This window comes from Lysinibacillus sp. NPDC097868 (genome assembly GCF_044761135.1).
Lineage (GTDB): Bacteria > Bacillota > Bacilli > Bacillales_A > Planococcaceae > Lysinibacillus.
Window position 1 is genome coordinate 35,328 of sequence record NZ_JBIWBS010000003.1, and the last position, 17,567, is coordinate 52,894.

Sequence of the window (17,567 nt, forward strand, 5' to 3'; positions counted from 1 at the left end):
CTCCTAAGTATAATCGTTATTTACATGTACCTCTGACAACAGAAGTAGTGTTATTTATATACAGCACGTTCGCCACCTATTAGTTTTGGACGTGTTGTTGCTACTGTGACAACCGCTTCTCCTACTGATCGCACTGATGTACGAACTGGAACAGCTACTTCCTTTAAATGCATACCAATTAAAGTTTGGCCTATATCAATACCTGCATGTGCACGTATTGCCTCTACAACTACTGGGCTTTCCAATTTTGTATAAGCATAAGCTGACATCGACCCACCCGCAGTGCGAACAGGAATAACAGCCACAGGTTCATAGCCCAACTGTTCTGCAACTGAAGCTTCCATCGTGATAGCTCGATTTATATGCTCACAGCCTTGGAACGCTAAATATAATTGATGTTTCTTTGCAAATGCCTGCAATGGCTCAAAAATTGCTTCTGCTGTTTCAAGTGCACCTGCTGTGCCAATTTTCTGACCAATCACTTCAGACGTAGAGCAGCCTACGACAAAAATAGTCTTTGGTCGCAGTACTACCTGCTCTTCGAATTCACTGAGTAACTGAGTCAATTGCGTTTGTATTTGTTGCACAACCATTAAGCTCAGCCCCTTATTTTGATGTCTTCTATTTACGTTAGGCGTCAAGCTAAGGTAAAAGTGACAGTGCAAGACTGTCACTACCTATTTGTTTTTGCGTTAACGGCGGAAGACGTTCTTGTATTACTGTTCTAATTCAGCGATTTTTTCTACGCGACGTGTATGACGCCCACCTTCAAAATCAGTTTCAAGCCATGTTTGCGCAATTTCACGTGCAAGGCCTGGACCAATTACGCGCTCACCCATCGCTAAAATATTTGAATCATTATGGCAACGTGTTGCCTTTGCACTAAATACATCATGCACTAATGCACAACGAATGCCTTTTACTTTGTTCGCAGTGATGGACATGCCAATCCCTGTGCCACAAATTAAAATACCTTTATCAAATTCCCCGTTAGCAACACCTTCAGAAACTGGCTTTGCATAATCAGGATAGTCTACTGAATCCGCAGATTGTGGACCAAAATCTTCGTAGCCAATATTAAGCTCATCTAACAGTTGCATAATCTCACGACGTAAATTATTGCCTCCGTGATCAGAAGAAATTGCTATTCTCACTGGGTTCCCTCATTTCGAAATATAGTCAACATTAGTTTACCACTTCTCTTTCAAGAATAACATGATTTTTGTTGCAATTTTATGCTGATTTCCCCTAAAAGACGAACATTTCTTGTAATTCGATTGAAAAACGTTCATTTTTAAGTCCTTTTTCTGTGGATAATGTGAATATCCTGTTAATAAATTCGGATAATGGTCTTTTGTTGTAATATTCCCTCTTCTGAAGTTTTTCTATCTTTTCAACTACAGTGGACATACTATTTCAATATTTTTTCATTTGTACCTGTTAATAACGTTTAAGCTTCCTATCAACAAGTATTTGGTCAATCAATAGAAAAAACTGTGGACAAGCTCTTTTTTGAGCTTGTCCACAGTCTGTCATTTACATGTATTAATTTGAATGCTTTTTCTTACTATGCTTCTCTATCAAATTGTAAAATCATTTTATGCAACGCTTCGGATTGTTTTTTCAAGTCTTGTGCAAGTTGTTCTACCTGTTCAATTGCATGTGCTTGCTCTTCTGTTGCACTGCTCACTTCTTGTGCACCAGCTGATGTTTCTTGAGCAATTGCTGCCACTTCTTGTGATTGTCGAGCAGTTGTTTCAATATTGTGCATTTGTTTTTCAATTAATGAAGAAATCTCTACGATCGCGGTTGCCATTTCATGGACACTTGATGACATCCCTTCAACCGCAGTCGTAGTTTCAGAAACACGCGCTGCCTCTTTAGTCGCAAATCCCACTTGTTGATTCATTTGTTTCACAACAACTTCAACATTATGCTGCATTGATTGAATAAGAGTCGTAATTCCTTGTACAGCTTTTGCACTTTCATCGGCCAAGCCACGAACCTCTTCTGCCACAACCGCAAAGCCTTTACCATGTTCTCCTGCACGGGCAGCCTCTATAGATGCATTTAACGCTAGTAAATTTGTTTGTGCCGCAATATCTCCTACTAAACTAATGATACGCTCAACTTGTCCAGCATTGTCTTCTAATGTACGAATACTTTCTAGTGCTTCGTTGTTGCCAGCTGCAATTTGTTGAATGCTGTTGACTAACGTTTCAATCGCTTTTGTTGTATTAGTTAAATTATGTAAAATCTCTTTCGATTGTATTGCAGACTGTTCCGCTCTAGTATTCACTTCTGTTGCTAATGTGCGCACATCTTCAATCGCCTCTGCTGTATCTTGTACTGCTATAGCTGACGCTTCTGCTCCTGCGGAAATATGTTTTACCGTCACTGCAATACCGTCTGCTTTCTTTGTCGCAACAGCGGTTTCATCGGATAATTTGATAATTGATTGATTTGTTTGTTGAAAGTTTTGATCGATGCTTTCTACCATGTGGCGTAAATTTAACACCATTTGTTGGAATGCTACTGCCACTGAACGAATCTCATCATTCGTTTTTGGCATCACTACATCCTCTCCAATTTTTCCTTCTGCAACGCGTGTAGCAGAGTATTCAAGTCGCTGTAACGGCTTGATTAAAATAACACTGAAAATTGCTGCTAAAATACCTGACCATGTAATCCCTAATAAATAAGTAATCACTTCAAATAGCTTACGATTAATTTCCGGGAAAAAAGTAGGTTGTATAAATTCAATGAATACAAAGCTGATACTATATGTGATCAGTGCAAGAATACTTACAAATAATACTAGTTTAAGTCGTAAGCCAAACTGTTTTTTCATAGTGCCCCTCAATTCTTCTCAAGTATTTTAACTAACTGTTCTACTAATTTATCTAGTTCTGCAAATGTTTCCTCATAAATCGCTTTATTTCCGCCGTAAGGGTCTACAACATTCTCTAAACTTCCTTCGTTCGCATATTCTTTCAGTGTAAAAACTTTTTTTTCTGTGTTTGGATAGTTAGCGATAATAGTATCTCTGTGCGCTGTTGTCATTGTTAAAATTAAATCGGCCCACTCTATTTCAGCCATGGATAATTGTGTTGCTGAATGTTGATGTGGCAAATTCGCTTCATTTAAAACTTGCTGCGCATGTGCTGACATTTCAGCGTTCGGCATTGCATAAATACCAGCAGAACGAACCTGAACATTGTAGATTTGTTTCTGCTTTAAAATAACCTCTGCCATTGGACTGCGACAAGTATTTCCGGTACAAACAAATAATATATTCACACTTATCACCTTCCTTATTATTTTCGAAGCGCTAAAATACTCATAATGATAAAAACAATCCCTGCAATAATTTGAATTTTGTTTCCAAAAAAAACCTGACTTCTACGTGCTATAACTAAAGCCCCATATGCGCAAATAAAAGCACTCATTCCAGCACTAATAATAAAAATAGTTTTTTCTAAGTTAAGCATACCAAAAGAAACACTTACTGAAAAGGTATCTAGGCTAGCAGTCACAGCTAATAAAACAGGTGAAATGGTTATTTTCTCATTTTTGTTGGAAGACAAAAGTAAATGTAGTCCAATGCTAAATAATAGAATACAGGAAATCCATTGACCCCATTCTGATAAAAAACGCACTAAGTAATTTCCTAATTCAAAGCCGAGTAGTGGAAAAAGCATATGTAATGTTGCTGTCCACATTGACAAAAATAAACGATATTTAACATTTGGAATTAATACAAATAAACCGACGACATCGACAGACGTTAAAATACCTGCAAGAATCCCCTGCAAGAATGCACTCCTTCGCTTCCTAATATTTTATCATTTTATGCTTGGAAATACATTATTATCAATAATGAAAGATAAGACATTTTCCATATTATAAAATTCCATTTTCAAATAATAGTTAGAGAATTGTTTGAGTGCCTGACACTTTACATCGTAAAAATCCACTTAGCTTTTCGCCGGCATAGAGTAAGCCACAGCCCTCGTTAGCGCGTGGTTTGTTGCGTCTTACTACTTGTGCTTTTCCCGCAGGAGTCTACGTAGATTTTTACTTAGAAGTTATGCTAGCATGGAAAATTGTTTGTGTGCCTGGCACTTGCAAATAACACTTGCAGATACTTTTCCATATAAAAAAACTCATCTTTTATATAGATGAGTTTTTTTATTGTCGTCTTATGAAATCGCCGAGAAACTTGTGAGAATCGCCGGTAGAAGTTCTCGAACCGCCGATAGACCCACTAATTAAAGTGAATACCATTTGCCCCCAGCAGCTTTTTCAAGTCTGTTCATAATAGCAGCGCCTACACCTTCTGTTGATGTCGTCGTCACTAGAATAACGGTAGCTTCTGTTTTATCACAAGCTCTTAATGCATGATATAGTGCCGCGCCCATCTCTTCTTTACTACCTGCTTCACCGATTGAGAAGTAATATTCTTTATTAATATGCTTAAAGCTCTCAGGTGCTAGAAGTGCTACTTTATGATGTTGCGCTTGAAGTTGTTGTATGGCTTGCTGTACTTTTCCCTCATCACAATCAATTAAGTATACAGGTGCATTAGGAGCATAATGTGTATACTTCATGCCTGGGGCTTTCGGCGTCTCTTCCATTGTCTGCTCTATTTTGGTCGGTTGAATAACTGGACCTATTACGGACTCTAACATTTCTTTTGTAATACCACCAGGACGTAATATAACTGGTGGTTCATGCGTCACATCTAGCACAGTCGATTCAAAACCAATACCTGTAGAACCTCCATCTAAAATATACGGTATGTACCCTTCTAAATCATCTTTTACATGAATCGCTTCTGTTGGGCTTGGTTTCCCGCTACGATTCGCACTTGGAGCAGCAAGTGGTTTTTGAATTTGCTGTAATAATGCTAGCGCGACTGGATGATCCGGCATACGAATTCCGACAGTCTTTAATCCAGCTGTCACACTTTGTGCCAGCACATTTGGCTTTACTGGCATAACGAGTGTAAGAGGGCCTGGCCAAAATGCATCCATACATTTTTTTGCTAGCTCAGAAATATGTTCTATATAAAGATAAACTTCCTCTTTCGTTCCTATGTGGACAATAAGTGGATTATCTGAAGGACGCCCTTTTGCCTTAAATATCTTTCTGACTGCATCATCATTTGTAGCCACTGCACCTAAACCGTAAACCGTTTCTGTTGGAAATGCCACAACCTCTCCAGCATTCAAGATATCCACAGCTTGTGCATAAGTTATTTGACTATTCACATTACTATCCACAATCTTACACACGGTTTCCATATGATAAACCTTCTTTCAATCGTTGTTTTTTTCTGAATTATCCACATTTTGTTCATAACTTATCAATAATTGTGTATAAGTTATCTGAATTTGTGCACAATTACTCAAAAAATCCTTTTATCCATTCCCAAATAAAGAATGTTACTTGTTCTTTTTCTTCTGCCTTTTCTTCCTCTTTTTCCGGTTCACAAATAGACGGGAAAATGCTACACCACCAGTTATCACCACGTGCATCGCCAATTTTCACAACAATCGAATGGTACATATTTTGTGGATAAAACATCGCATCTTGTCTCTTCGGCGGAAATAAGTTATCCCCAAGTAACACTTGTGTACGCAATTGTGGATAATTTTCTTTTAATTCTGCTTCAATACTCTCTTTTAATGTAACAAAATTATCATTATCCACATTTGTAGTTGAACCTACTTGTATTAAATATGGTTTTAAATCTTTCACAAGTTGCTCTTTTTCAAACTGATCATCTGTTGTGTTGCTATTAGCTATAACTCTTATACGAAAATCATTTTCTTGTTCATTATTCGTAGCTTCCTTTGCAAAACCTATTAATGATGGAATATATAATATACATAGTTGTAAAGCTATCGCCATAATTACTAGTCTAGCAAAAGCTAGCACAATATTTAGTTTTGGAAATCTAACAATCTTGTATTCGTTTAACATAAAAATCCCTCCTTGCTCAACATTGTTGTCAAGAAGGAGAATCTTTATACATCAATTTCACAAAAAACCATACGAGGTTTTCCATTAATATCTTTTTCAACGCTAACAGTAGCTTGTGGAAAACTTTCTTTAAAAAATTTCGCTACCTGCTCTCCTTGTGTATAACCAATTTCAAGACCGATCAAAGCGGGCTTATTCATCAGTGCTGGAAGCTGTTGTGCTAATTTGCGATATAAAATAAGCCCATCCTCTTCTGCAAAAAGAGCACTATGCGGCTCATGCTCCAGTACGATGCTAGACATGTCCTTCGCTTCTTCAATTGCAATATACGGAGGATTAGATAAAACAATATCAAACTTTTCCCCAACGAGGGGTGCTGTTAAATCGCCTAGACGAAAATCAATATCTGCCTCAAGTATTTGTGCATTTTTTTGTGCAGTGGATAATGCTGCTGCAGATAAATCTGTTGCCACTACTGTTAGCTCAGGACATTCTAACTTCATAGAAATAGCAATAGCGCCACTACCTGTCCCGATATCTGCTAGCTTTAATGTTTTCTTATTAAATAATTGTTCAATGCGATTGCTTGTTGCTAGCACTAATTCCTCTGTTTCAGGTCTGGGAATTAGCACCGATTCATCCACAATAAATGTACGTCCATAAAATTCTTCACTGCCGATACAATACTGTACAGGTCGCCCACTAGCATGCTCTTCAATCAGATTTTTAAACTGTTCACTTTGCTCAGCTGTTAACGAATCTTGTAAGTGTAGCATCACACCCGAATACGTTGTGCCCAGTATATGTTGCATCACAATACGACCCGCGGTTTCTTCACGTCCATTATCCACTAAAAAAGAAGAAGCCCAATCAAGGGCCTCCATCACATTTTTATAGGTCATCATTCAGTCTCTCTAGCTTAGATGCTTGCTCTTCTAAGATAAGTGTATCAATGATTTCGTCCAGTCTTCCTTCGACGATTTGATCAAGCTTTTGAATCGTTAAGCCAATACGATGGTCTGTAACGCGGTTTTGTGGATAATTGTATGTGCGAATACGCTCTGATCGGTCGCCTGAGCCTACTGCTGATTTACGTGTTGCGTCGATTTCTTTTTGCGCTTCCTGCAAATACTTATCAGCTACACGCGCACGAAGAATTTTCATCGCTTTTTCACGATTTTTAATTTGTGAACGTTCATCCTGCATCGATACAACTACACCTGTTGGTAAGTGGGTCATACGTACAGCAGACATCGTTGTATTTACCGATTGCCCACCTGCACCTGATGACGCAAAAGTATCTACACGGATATCTTTTTCATGGATTTCAACATCTACCTCTTCAACTTCAGGTAAGCATGCAACTGTCGCTGTTGAAGTATGAATACGTCCTTGTGATTCTGTTGCTGGTACACGTTGTACGCGGTGCGCACCATTTTCAAATTTGAATTTTGAATATGCGCCTTGCCCGTTAATCATAAAAATTACTTCTTTATAGCCGCCCATTGGGTTTGGCGTTGCTTCCATAATGTCGATTTTCCAGCCCTGTGTCTCAGCATAACGAGAATACATACGGAATAAATCTCCTGCGAAAATATTCGCCTCATCACCGCCGGCTGCTCCACGAATCTCCATAATTACGTTTTTATTATCATTCGGGTCTTTTGGAATTAATAAAACGCGTAGACGTTCTTCCAGCTCCTCTTGCTGTGCTTTTAATGAGTTGAATTCTTCCTTTACCATCTCGTGCATGTCAGGATCTTTTTCGTTATCCAACATTTCACGTGTATCAACTAGTTGCTCTTTCACGCTTTTATATTCACGATAAGCATCAACTGTTTCCTGAATATCCGATTGTTCCTTTGAATATTCACGTAATTTTTTACTGTCGTTTACAATATCCGGATCACTTAAAAGCTCATTTAGCCTTTCATAACGATCTTCTACTGCTTGTAGTCTATCAAACATGGGCTTCACCTCTATTTAGTTCATTTATCTATATCCAGTAGGAATGCGCCTCCATTAAAGACAGCGAGACGTATTTTTTACTCTATTCATTAATCATTCCGCCTACAATAGAGTCTGACAAAGGATTTGTTTAGGCGTAATAGTCATGCATTATTTCCACTACTTAGTATAAGGAAAATTCCGCATGTATGCTACATTTTCTTCGGTCGACTGCTTAATATCATAAAGCCCTCTTCCGATTAAAGCGAATTCAAAGTGGTGGATGTGCGTGGCATTTACGGCAAACAGGATAGTAAGAATCATTACCGCCGATTTTTATTTGATCGCCTGTATACACAGGTTTGCCATTTTCATCGACACGCAAATTCATTGTTGCTTTTTTATGACAGAACCAGCAAATCGTTTTCATTTCTTCAATTTTATCTGCATATGTAAGCATGTACTGACTACCTTCAAATAATTCATTTTGGAAATCATTCTTCAGGCCAAAGCCCATGACAGGGATGTCTAGTTGGTCGACAATATTAGCTAATTGTAGCACATGTGCCTTTTTTAAAAACTGCACTTCATCTACAAGAACACAGTATGGTTTTACTACATTGTTTTTTACAAGTTCAAAAATATTCGTATCCTCATAAATTGGAATGGCTTCTTGTCGTAAACCTACTCGACTTGAAACAAAACCTACCTCATCTCGCGTATCAAGCCCAGATGTAAACATCATGACAGGCTTTTGCTGTTCTTCATAGTTATGTGCAACTTTTAAAATTTCAATTGATTTGCCACTATTCATCGCGCCATGTTTATAGTATAGCTGTGCCATTGTATCTTCTCCCTCTCTATTTGCAATTATGGATTTTGAAAGGAATTATTTTAGCAATTAGCTTAAAAGCTTGCACCATAGTGTTAATCTTTTATACCGAACCTACTGTCAGTATCGAATGGATTTGCGCTAGCTTAAGCACATTTCAAAATCCGGTCTTTGTTTTATATTGAACGTTACGTGCAACGTTGTGAAAGATACAAATGCGTCGGGACGCAATGAACGCATGCACTTTTTATATACTGAAAAAAATACCTGCCAAGCACATGCTTGGCAGGTATTAAACTAACATTAGTTTTTAAGACCGTATTTTTTGTTGAAACGATCCACGCGACCATCAGCAGACGCGAATTTTTGACGGCCAGTATAGAATGGGTGACATTCGTTGCAGAACTCGACAACGATGTTTTCTTTAACTGAACCAGTTTTGAAAGTGTTACCACAAGAGCAAGTTACTGTTGCTTCTTTGTAGTCTGGATGAATTCCTTGTTTCATATTCGTTTTCTCCTCTCGCCCTGAACCATCTGGAACAGAGTATTATCGAACTGTACCTTACATAGCCCGAATATGTCGGCTACATATGTACACGTTGCATACTTTTGAAGTATAGCATAGTTATTTTATTTTTTTCAAGCAAAAAATATTGAAAAACTATATTACAATTTTTAACCACGAACTTCGCGATAATCGTTATCTACTAATCCTATTTGTTTATTGCGCTCTTTAAATCGAATATTATGCGATGATACATACGCAACTTTCGGGGCATCTGGCTCTAAAAATAATTTTGCACTATTTAACGCTAAAATACCATCTGTAAACGCACCCGCAATTAATCTTACTTTGCTAGGATGATCAATAAAATCACCTGCTCCGTAGATACCTTCTATATTGGTTTCTCGCTTCTCATTGACGATAGCTACTCCATCTTGAATTTCTAATCCCCATTCCTCAAGAGCTCCATAATCACATTTTAAGCCATGATTAACAATAACTGCATCTACTTGCACTCGTTCCAGTTCATTTGTATCTTTATTCACAATGGACACATACTGTATTACATCACCATCACTATGTAATTGTACCACTTCGTATGGTGTTTTTACATTGACAGAGGATTCTCGCATACGTAAGACATTTTTTTCATGACCACCAAATTCATCACGACGATGGACAATTGTTACACTAGCAGCGATAGATTCTAGTTCATTCGCCCAATCCACTGCGGAATTGCCACCACCTGAAATAAGTATATGTTTATTGCGGAAAATCTCTAATTCTTGCACAGTATAATGTAAATTCGTTACTTCGTAGCGGTCTGCTCCTTCTATATCAAGCTTTTGCATTGAAATCACACCATAACCAACTGCTAAAATTATTGCTTTAGAATAATGATTCTCTCCTGATGCTGACGTTAAAATAAATGTTCCATCACTCTGTTTTTCTAATTTTTCTATCTTTTGATTTAAAACAATTGTTGGATCAAACGTTTTTGCCTGTTGGATAAGTTGTTGAATTAACTCGCCACCTAAAATAGGCTTTACCCCACCAACATCCCAAATCATTTTTTCAGGATAAATAAGCATGCGTCCACCTAGCTGTGAGCTAAATTCAATAATTTTCGTTTTTAAATCGCGCATCCCGCTATAAAAAGCTGTATATAAACCTGCTGGTCCACCCCCAACAATCGTTACATCATACAATTCTTCTGGCATGTCTTTCTCCCCTTTTCTACTTATAAAGTTTGCATGTTCTATTCTTCCTAAGACTAATGATATTCATTCTCAATTAGAAATATAAGAAATCTATTTTATTCCTTTAATCGCGCTAATAAATATAAAAAATATGGTGCTCCAAAAACCGCTACCACAATTCCAGCTGGTATTTCTGAAGGCTCTAAAATTGAGCGACCTATCGTATCGGCCAATAACACTAAAAAGCCACCTAAAAGCGCTGCGGTAGGAAGTAAAAATTGATGGTTTGCTCCTACAAGTTGCCGAGCTAGATGTGGGGCAATTAATCCAACAAATCCAATACCGCCACTAACAGAAACACTAGCTCCAGCCAATCCAACTGATGCGGCTAATAACCAACGACGTTCTTTTTCAATAGAAGCACCTAATCCAATCGATGTTATTTCGCCCAAATTTAATATGTTTAAAACTCGAGATTTTGAATAGATAAATGGTAGTAAAATTAATAACCATGGTAATAAGGATAGGACAAACCTCCAATTCGAGCCCCAAATACTACCCGCTAGCCACGTAGCCACAAATTGATAATTTTCAGGGCTAAGACGAAGTGTTAATACAATCATTGCTGAACTAATTCCAGCGGCCACCGCAATTCCCGTTAAAATTAAACGCATTGGTGTGATACCTTCATGGCGTTTATAAGACAGTGTATAAATTAACACTGCTGTTATCCCTGCCCCTATAAAGGCTAGTACTGGTAGTAAATATACAGGTGCTGATTTAGTCGTTGGGAAAAAAGAAATATACAACATTACAGCTAACCCAGCACCCGCATTAATGCCTAAAATACCTGGATCTGCTAAAGCATTTTTTGAAATGCCCTGTAAAACAGCACCTGCCATGGCTAAACCTATTCCTACTAAAACTCCAATTACAATTCTAGGAAGCCTAAATTGAAATAATATTATTTGCTGTTGCGTATCGCCCTGCCCAAAAAGAGTACGTATCACTTCCATTGGTGTCAGTTTAATAACGCCAGTATTCATACTAATTACAAAAGTAATTACTATTAAAATCATTAGTGTAGCTATGATGAGGAAATTTTTCTTTCTAAGCTTTTGCTGATTTTGTGTTAAAAAATTATTACTCACAGTTCCTTTCCTCCTTTACGTGCTAAATAAAGAAAGAATGGAACCCCAATTAAAGCAATTAATGCACCAATCGGCGTTTCATATGGCGGATTAATAGTACGCGCAACTAAATCAGCTAGTACAACGAGTAATGCTCCATATACTAATGAACAAGAGATAATCCATCGATAATCGTGTCCAACTATGTATCTCGTAAAATGGGGAACAATTAATCCTACAAAACCAACAGCGCCTACAACCGAAACTGCTGCACCTGCTAAAATTAAAACAATCACCATCCCCCACACTTTCACGACAACAGTTCGTTGACCAAGCCCTATTGCAATTTCTTCTCCTAAGCTTAACAACGTAATGGAGCGAGATAGTATAAGTGCACCTATCATCGCAATCAGTATCCATGGCGATAATATTTGAAGATGACTCCACATCGTACCCGAAACGCCTCCAGCATACCAAAATGCTAGGTCTTGTCCAATGCGGTAATAAAGTGCAATTCCTTCGCCGAGCGCACCAAGTAAAGCACTAACAGCAGCGCCAGCAAGAACTAGACGCATAGGTGATAAGCCCCCTTTAGACAATGAGCCAACACCATAGACAATCGCAACACCGAGGCCTGCACCTACAAACGACCATAAAATTAAATACATATAGGGCATGCCAGGAAAAAAGGCAAAGCAGACAGCGAGCATAAATGCCGCTCCAGAATTCAATCCTAATAACCCTGAGTCTGCTAAAGGGTTGCGCGTCATACCTTGCATAATCGCACCAGCAACTGCAAAGCTTGCACCTACTAACGCTGCTCCAAGTACTCGTGGCAAACGAATATCATGAATAATTTGATGTGTTGTTAATTCTGGTGAAAATTGTGTAATGGCAGTCCAAACAGTACTTAATGAAATATCCGCTGCTCCTAAAGAAATGGCTAAGCCAATGGCAAATATTAATGCAATTACTCCTAAAATCAAAGCTACTATTCCGCGTATTGGGTGAGATTGTTTCTGTAGCTCATCTATATCGCTGAGCCCTTCTACTCCTGTCGACGCAGTCATTCTACTTCCTCCTCTTAACTTCCAATGCTCCACTTAATCTTTCATGTTGTATAGCTGATAAGATAGACAAATTGGATTTTTACTATATGGACAGACAGCCATTTCTGCGTTGATATTGAACACTGTTTGTAAATTCTCCTTTGTCATCACATCTTGAGGGCTGCCACTTACGATCAATTTTCCGTCTCGCATAGCCATCATAAAATGAGAAAACCGAGACGCATGGTTTAAATCATGCAATACCATAATAATCGTTCGTCCTTCTTCCCGATTGAGTTTTTCAAGCAATAATAAAATTTCTAGCTGATGTGCTAAATCTAAATATGTTGTCGGTTCGTCCAGTACTAAAATATCCGTACCTTGAGCCAATGCCATTGCAATCCATACTCTTTGGCGCTGACCACCTGACAATGCCTCAATTGGACGATCACAAAACTCTCTTAATCCTGTAACATCAATTGCCCAATGAATATATTCGTAGTCTTCCTTGCGCAATGTACCGAACCCTCCTTGATGAGGGAAACGGCCGTATGATATTAATTCAAAAACAGTTAATCCTCCTGGTGCACTTGCTGTTTGAGGTAAAATTGCCATCTTTTTTGCTACTTCTTTTGTCTTTAATTGATGAATGGCCTTACCATCTAAATAAACAGCACCATCCTGTGTTCGTAATACACGCGCAATAGCCTTTAATAAAGTAGATTTTCCACAGCCATTTGGGCCAATAATTGTTGAGATTTGACCTTTAGGAATGGCAACACTTAAATCATCCACAATAAGCGTCGAGGAGTAACCAATCGCCACATGTTCGATCTCCAATACTGACATACAAAACTTCCTTTCATTTTTAGATTTGCAAACCAAATTGTGCTGTGTACAAACCGTAATAAGCATTTTTCATAGCCATTAATTGTTCATGTGTTCCTTCTTCTATAATTCCCTTTTTCGAAACGACGACAATACGGTCTGCATCTTTTATTGTCGCCAAGCGGTGTGCAATGACTAACGTTGTGCGTCCTTTGGAAAGTTCATGTAAAGCTTGCTGAATAGCCAGTTCTGTTTCTGTATCTAAAGCGGATGTTGCCTCATCCAAAATTAGAATTTTAGGGTTTTTCAAGAAAATACGTGCTATAGATAATCGCTGTTTCTGTCCACCTGATAATTTCACGCCTCGTTCACCAATTAACGTATCCATACCATCTGGTAATGCTTGTATCATCTCTTCAAGCTGTGCTCGTTTGGCCGCATACCAAATATCTTCCTCACTCGCCTGTAAATCTCCGTATGCAATGTTTTCTCGAATCGTGCCATCAAATAAAAAAACATCCTGTTGCACTATGCCGATATGTGAGCGTAATGAATGAAGCTTAAAATCTCGTATATCTTTCCCATCGACTTTTATTGATCCCTCACTCACCTCATAAAAGCGTGGGAGTAGACTACAAATGGTTGATTTCCCCGCTCCAGATGGACCAACAAGCGCTACTGTTTCTCCAGACTGAACCGTAAGATTAATATTATTTAATGTTCGTTCTGTATCGGTGTAACCAAATGAAACTTGGTTAAATGTAATATTGCCATCAATAGACTCTATTAACTTGGCATTTGGGTGGTCTGCAATTTCCGGTGCTGTTTCTAAAAATTCAATATAGCGTTTAAAACCAGCCATGCCCTTTGGATAACTCTCAATAAACATATTTATTTTGTTAATTGGTCCGAGCAAAATCCCGGATAGAAGAATAAAAGCAATAAATTCGCCATTCGTTAAATAGCCATTTAATACAAAGTACGCTCCGACAAATAGCGTAAATAATGATAAAACTTTTGTTAAAATACCAGAGATAGCTTCATTCCAAGCCATCACCTTATAAGAAAACAATTTTGTTGTTCGGAATTTTTCATTATTCGTTTTGAAGCGGTTCTTTTCATGGTCTTCATTTGTAAATGCTTGTACTACTCGAATACCACTGACGTTATTCTCTACACGGGCATTAAAGTCTGCAATATCGCTAAACATTTGATGAAATGCTTTCGACATAAGCTTGCCAAAAATAATAGTTAGCAAAAGAATAAATGGTACAAGAATAAAGATTAATAGCGTAAATGTAGGATCAATATAAAACATGACGCAAAAAGATCCGATTATCGTCATCATTGCAATAAACATATCTTCTGGACCATGATGTGCAAGCTCACCGATGTCCATTAGATCATTTGTTAATCGGGAGACAAGATGTCCTGTTTTATTGTTATCAAAGTAGCGGAAAGAGAGCTTTTGAATATGATTGAACGCTTCCCTTCTCATATCCGTTTCAATATTGATGCCAAGCATATGCCCCCAATATGAAACTATAAAATCTAAAATTGAGTTAAAAACATACAACAACAGTAGCAATCCACTTGCCATCATAATCCACTTTAATTCACCATCTGGAAGGATATCATCAATTACTTTATTTAAAACTAATGGAAATGCCAGCTCAATTAGGGCAACTAAAATTGCACAGGAGAAATCTAATATAAATAATCCTTTATATGGCCTGTAATAAGTAAAGAAACGTTGTAGTAACATGGACGTTACCTCCTAATAAACATGCATTGTTTATGCTCTATTAAATGAAAGCTACCTAATTGCAAATCAGGTAGCTCACCTCATGTGTTATCCACATTTCTACTTTTTATTTTTCCTGAGATTTTGTATACTCTACAATTTTGTCAGCTAAATCTTCTGCTTGATGTAGCCCAGATAAAGGATCAGAAGCAAAATAATATTCCGCTTCTAAAGGAATTGTTTTATTATTTTTGATAACATCAAGATTTGTCCAAGTTGGAGGGAGTTTCCCTTCTTTATTAAAGAAATTAATAACGAAGACGTAATCGCCAACATAGTCACCGACTACTTCATAGGAGATTTCATAGCGGCCGCCATTTGATTCCTTTGTATCAAATAGCTCCTGAATTTTTTCTTGTGGTTTTACACCAAGAATTTGATAAAGTGCTCGTCCTCCTGACACACTTGAATTTCCAACAACAGTTGCATTTTTTTCAAATAAATCAAAAATCGTAAAAGTGGCACCTTCTGGAATAGCCGTATTTATTTTTTGTTGTGCTTGCGTTACACGATTCTCAAAATCTTTGGCAAATGCGTCTGCTTCTTCTTGTCTTCCTAAAAATTCGCCCATTGCTTTGACCTCATCAGTAGCTGAATTATAGGCTGTATCAGAAAAAACGATTGTCGGTGCAATTTTTTCATATTTTTCAACATCTTCTGGATTCCATGTAATGATTAAATCTGGCTTTAACTCTAAAATCTTTTCTAATGATGCATTACCGTCTGTTCCGACATTCGTAATTTCTCCGTCTTTATAGTACGGTTTTAAAAATGCTGCATAATCTAAATTGGCTGTGATTGCTCCTACTGGCACAACATCCAATGCAAGGATTTGCCCCATATACCAGTCTGTCACAATACGTTGTGCTTTTACTGGAATTTCTACTTCTCGGCCACTGTCGTCCGTAATAGTTTTAGTCTCTGCCTCTTCTGTTTTAGGTACACGATCATTATTTTCAGCTGGTTGTTTTGTATCCTCACCACATGCTGCTAGTAAAACTAACAAACTTAGCAAAAAGGGCGTCTTTATATGTTTAAGCATTTTTTTCATCATGACTTCATTTTCCCCAATCTTAAATCGTTTTGCTTGCTCGAGCTGATTCTTATTGTATTGAAAATGATTCTCATTTGTAATAGCTATTTCGGACATAGTGGCTGTATATTTCAGCCTAAAAATACTTGGTGCCATACTTGTCTCCTTTTTAAAGGCTCTACTAAAATAGTATTCATCCTCATATCCAAGAGAAATAGCAATTTCTTTAATGTCATATTGATTGGCTATTAAATATTGTTTTGCGCGTTTAACTTTGAGTTGCTGTAAATAAATTTGTGGCCCTATTCCATAACGAGCCTTAAAAATGCGTAATAAATGTCGTGTACTAATTTTGAGTGAATCTGCTAGCGTTTGTATGGATAATGGCTCATGAATATGTTCTTCTAAAAATAAACGTGCTAATTCTACCTTATCCATTTCATGTGGCCTACCCTGCCCTTCAGCTAGCTCTTGAAACACACGATAAATGAGCTCATAAAAGGATGCTTTTACAAATACATGCTCATGAATAGCACCTGTCTGCCACTTGTTAAACATGTCATGTAACAACTTATGAATCACAATAGGATTAGCAGGTACACATGAGAACTCCGTTTGAAAAGGTTGATATTGCATTTGTAAGTGTTGCATAAAAGCATCGGCATAAATGACATCGCCTTTATAGTGGATTAAGAAGTAATTCAAAGGCTTTTTTGGTTTTATATGTAGTGTTTGGGACTTTCCAATATGAAAAATACTAAATTGTTGCACATGATAAGGATTATTTCCAATAACAATTTCTGCTTCACCAACTGTAATGATTAATAGCGAACTGTAATTCATTACTTCTTTTTTTTGCACCTCGTTGTTAAATACATATTCAATGTGTTTTACCTTGATATGTGCATTTTCCCATAGGAGCATGTAGGCATCATAATTCATAGCGTTCTCCTCAACTAATAAGACATACCATCATTATATTGATAATGATTATCAATTTCATTATACTTTTTAGAGGACAAGAAAAAAACACCAATTACTATTATTAGTTAATGGTGTTAGGTTAGAGATAAACTTGCTTCGTTGATTTCCGCTACGGGCGAATGCTTTTCGCTCCAATCAACTAGTAAAATTGTTTGAGTGCCTGGCACTTAGCATAATAATGGTTTCCTAAATCGGAAAAATCCACTTCGCTTTCCACGGGCACAACGTATGCCGCAACCCTTGCTTGCGCGCGCTTTGTTACGTCT

General features: G+C 37.6%; 17 protein-coding genes. All 17 read right to left on the reverse strand.

Annotated features, from left to right (window positions below):
* Positions 1 to 50 precede the first annotated feature (50 nt).
* Positions 51 to 593 (reverse strand): TIGR01440 family protein, encoded by a 543-nt coding sequence (locus ACIQXJ_RS17065; RefSeq protein WP_403056360.1) that lies wholly within the window; start codon positions 591 to 593, stop codon positions 51 to 53.
* A 123-nt stretch (positions 594 to 716) separates the two neighbouring features.
* Positions 717 to 1,154 (reverse strand): ribose 5-phosphate isomerase B, encoded by a 438-nt coding sequence (gene rpiB / locus ACIQXJ_RS17070; RefSeq protein ID WP_403056357.1) that lies wholly within the window; start codon positions 1,152 to 1,154, stop codon positions 717 to 719.
* A gap of 413 nt (positions 1,155 to 1,567) precedes the next feature.
* Entirely contained in the window at positions 1,568 to 2,851 is a 1,284-nt protein-coding gene (locus ACIQXJ_RS17075) for a methyl-accepting chemotaxis protein (RefSeq protein ID WP_403056354.1), read from the reverse strand.
* An 8-nt stretch (positions 2,852 to 2,859) separates the two neighbouring features.
* Positions 2,860 to 3,300 (reverse strand): low molecular weight protein arginine phosphatase, encoded by a 441-nt coding sequence (locus ACIQXJ_RS17080; protein ID WP_403056351.1) that lies wholly within the window; start codon positions 3,298 to 3,300, stop codon positions 2,860 to 2,862.
* Between the two features lie 17 nt (positions 3,301 to 3,317).
* Positions 3,318 to 3,815 (reverse strand): manganese efflux pump MntP, encoded by a 498-nt coding sequence (locus tag ACIQXJ_RS17085; protein WP_403056348.1) that lies wholly within the window; start codon positions 3,813 to 3,815, stop codon positions 3,318 to 3,320.
* Between the two features lie 456 nt (positions 3,816 to 4,271).
* Positions 4,272 to 5,306, reverse strand: a complete 1,035-nt coding sequence (locus ACIQXJ_RS17090; protein ID WP_403056345.1) for an L-threonylcarbamoyladenylate synthase — start codon at positions 5,304 to 5,306, stop codon at positions 4,272 to 4,274.
* 100 nt (positions 5,307 to 5,406) lie between these two features.
* Positions 5,407 to 5,988 (reverse strand): stage II sporulation protein R, encoded by a 582-nt coding sequence (locus tag ACIQXJ_RS17095; RefSeq protein ID WP_403056342.1) that lies wholly within the window; start codon positions 5,986 to 5,988, stop codon positions 5,407 to 5,409.
* A gap of 44 nt (positions 5,989 to 6,032) precedes the next feature.
* A complete protein-coding gene (prmC, locus tag ACIQXJ_RS17100) occupies positions 6,033 to 6,893 on the reverse strand; it encodes a peptide chain release factor N(5)-glutamine methyltransferase (protein ID WP_403056340.1) in 861 nt (286 codons plus the stop codon).
* Complete coding sequence (gene prfA, locus ACIQXJ_RS17105) at positions 6,880 to 7,956, reverse strand: peptide chain release factor 1 (protein ID WP_340820992.1); 1,077 nt, start codon at positions 7,954 to 7,956, stop codon at positions 6,880 to 6,882. The genes prmC and prfA overlap by 14 nt, the downstream gene beginning before the upstream one ends.
* A gap of 250 nt (positions 7,957 to 8,206) precedes the next feature.
* Complete coding sequence (locus tag ACIQXJ_RS17110; protein ID WP_401010767.1) at positions 8,207 to 8,779, reverse strand: thymidine kinase; 573 nt, start codon at positions 8,777 to 8,779, stop codon at positions 8,207 to 8,209.
* Positions 8,780 to 9,070: 291 nt separating this feature from the next.
* Positions 9,071 to 9,274 (reverse strand): 50S ribosomal protein L31, encoded by a 204-nt coding sequence (rpmE, locus tag ACIQXJ_RS17115; RefSeq protein ID WP_004269457.1) that lies wholly within the window; start codon positions 9,272 to 9,274, stop codon positions 9,071 to 9,073.
* A 170-nt stretch (positions 9,275 to 9,444) separates the two neighbouring features.
* The gene (locus ACIQXJ_RS17120) at positions 9,445 to 10,494 is read right to left on the reverse strand and encodes an NAD(P)/FAD-dependent oxidoreductase (RefSeq protein ID WP_403056337.1); all 1,050 of its coding nucleotides are present in this window, start codon (positions 10,492 to 10,494) and stop codon (positions 9,445 to 9,447) included.
* Between the two features lie 95 nt (positions 10,495 to 10,589).
* Entirely contained in the window at positions 10,590 to 11,624 is a 1,035-nt protein-coding gene (locus ACIQXJ_RS17125) for a FecCD family ABC transporter permease (RefSeq protein WP_403056334.1), read from the reverse strand.
* Positions 11,621 to 12,673, reverse strand: coding sequence for a FecCD family ABC transporter permease (locus ACIQXJ_RS17130; RefSeq protein ID WP_403056331.1), 1,053 nt, complete (start codon positions 12,671 to 12,673; stop codon positions 11,621 to 11,623). The genes ACIQXJ_RS17125 and ACIQXJ_RS17130 overlap by 4 nt, the downstream gene beginning before the upstream one ends.
* Positions 12,674 to 12,706: 33 nt before the next feature.
* Complete coding sequence (locus tag ACIQXJ_RS17135) at positions 12,707 to 13,501, reverse strand: ABC transporter ATP-binding protein (protein ID WP_403056328.1); 795 nt, start codon at positions 13,499 to 13,501, stop codon at positions 12,707 to 12,709.
* A gap of 19 nt (positions 13,502 to 13,520) precedes the next feature.
* Positions 13,521 to 15,245 carry an ABC transporter ATP-binding protein gene (locus ACIQXJ_RS17140; RefSeq protein ID WP_403056325.1) on the reverse strand — a complete coding sequence of 575 codons (1,725 nt, stop codon included), beginning with the start codon at positions 15,243 to 15,245 and terminating at the stop codon, positions 13,521 to 13,523.
* A gap of 106 nt (positions 15,246 to 15,351) precedes the next feature.
* Positions 15,352 to 17,259 (reverse strand): AraC family transcriptional regulator, encoded by a 1,908-nt coding sequence (locus tag ACIQXJ_RS17145; RefSeq protein ID WP_403056322.1) that lies wholly within the window; start codon positions 17,257 to 17,259, stop codon positions 15,352 to 15,354.
* Between the last annotated feature and the right edge of the window lie 308 nt (positions 17,260 to 17,567).

Coding starts and splice junctions, on each gene's coding strand:
- ACIQXJ_RS17065 (WP_403056360.1), bottom strand. CDS start 593: ATGGTTGTGCAACAAATACAAACGCAATTGACTCAGTTACTCAGTGAA.
- ACIQXJ_RS17075 (WP_403056354.1), bottom strand. CDS start 2,851: ATGAAAAAACAGTTTGGCTTACGACTTAAACTAGTATTATTTGTAAGT.
- ACIQXJ_RS17090 (WP_403056345.1), bottom strand. CDS start 5,306: ATGGAAACCGTGTGTAAGATTGTGGATAGTAATGTGAATAGTCAAATA.
- ACIQXJ_RS17095 (WP_403056342.1), bottom strand. CDS start 5,988: ATGTTAAACGAATACAAGATTGTTAGATTTCCAAAACTAAATATTGTG.
- prmC (WP_403056340.1), bottom strand. CDS start 6,893: ATGATGACCTATAAAAATGTGATGGAGGCCCTTGATTGGGCTTCTTCT.
- prfA (WP_340820992.1), bottom strand. CDS start 7,956: ATGTTTGATAGACTACAAGCAGTAGAAGATCGTTATGAAAGGCTAAAT.
- ACIQXJ_RS17110 (WP_401010767.1), bottom strand. CDS start 8,779: ATGGCACAGCTATACTATAAACATGGCGCGATGAATAGTGGCAAATCA.
- rpmE (WP_004269457.1), bottom strand. CDS start 9,274: ATGAAACAAGGAATTCATCCAGACTACAAAGAAGCAACAGTAACTTGC.
- ACIQXJ_RS17120 (WP_403056337.1), bottom strand. CDS start 10,494: ATGCCAGAAGAATTGTATGATGTAACGATTGTTGGGGGTGGACCAGCA.
- ACIQXJ_RS17130 (WP_403056331.1), bottom strand. CDS start 12,673: ATGACTGCGTCGACAGGAGTAGAAGGGCTCAGCGATATAGATGAGCTA.
- ACIQXJ_RS17135 (WP_403056328.1), bottom strand. CDS start 13,501: ATGTCAGTATTGGAGATCGAACATGTGGCGATTGGTTACTCCTCGACG.
- ACIQXJ_RS17140 (WP_403056325.1), bottom strand. CDS start 15,245: ATGTTACTACAACGTTTCTTTACTTATTACAGGCCATATAAAGGATTA.
- ACIQXJ_RS17145 (WP_403056322.1), bottom strand. CDS start 17,259: ATGAATTATGATGCCTACATGCTCCTATGGGAAAATGCACATATCAAG.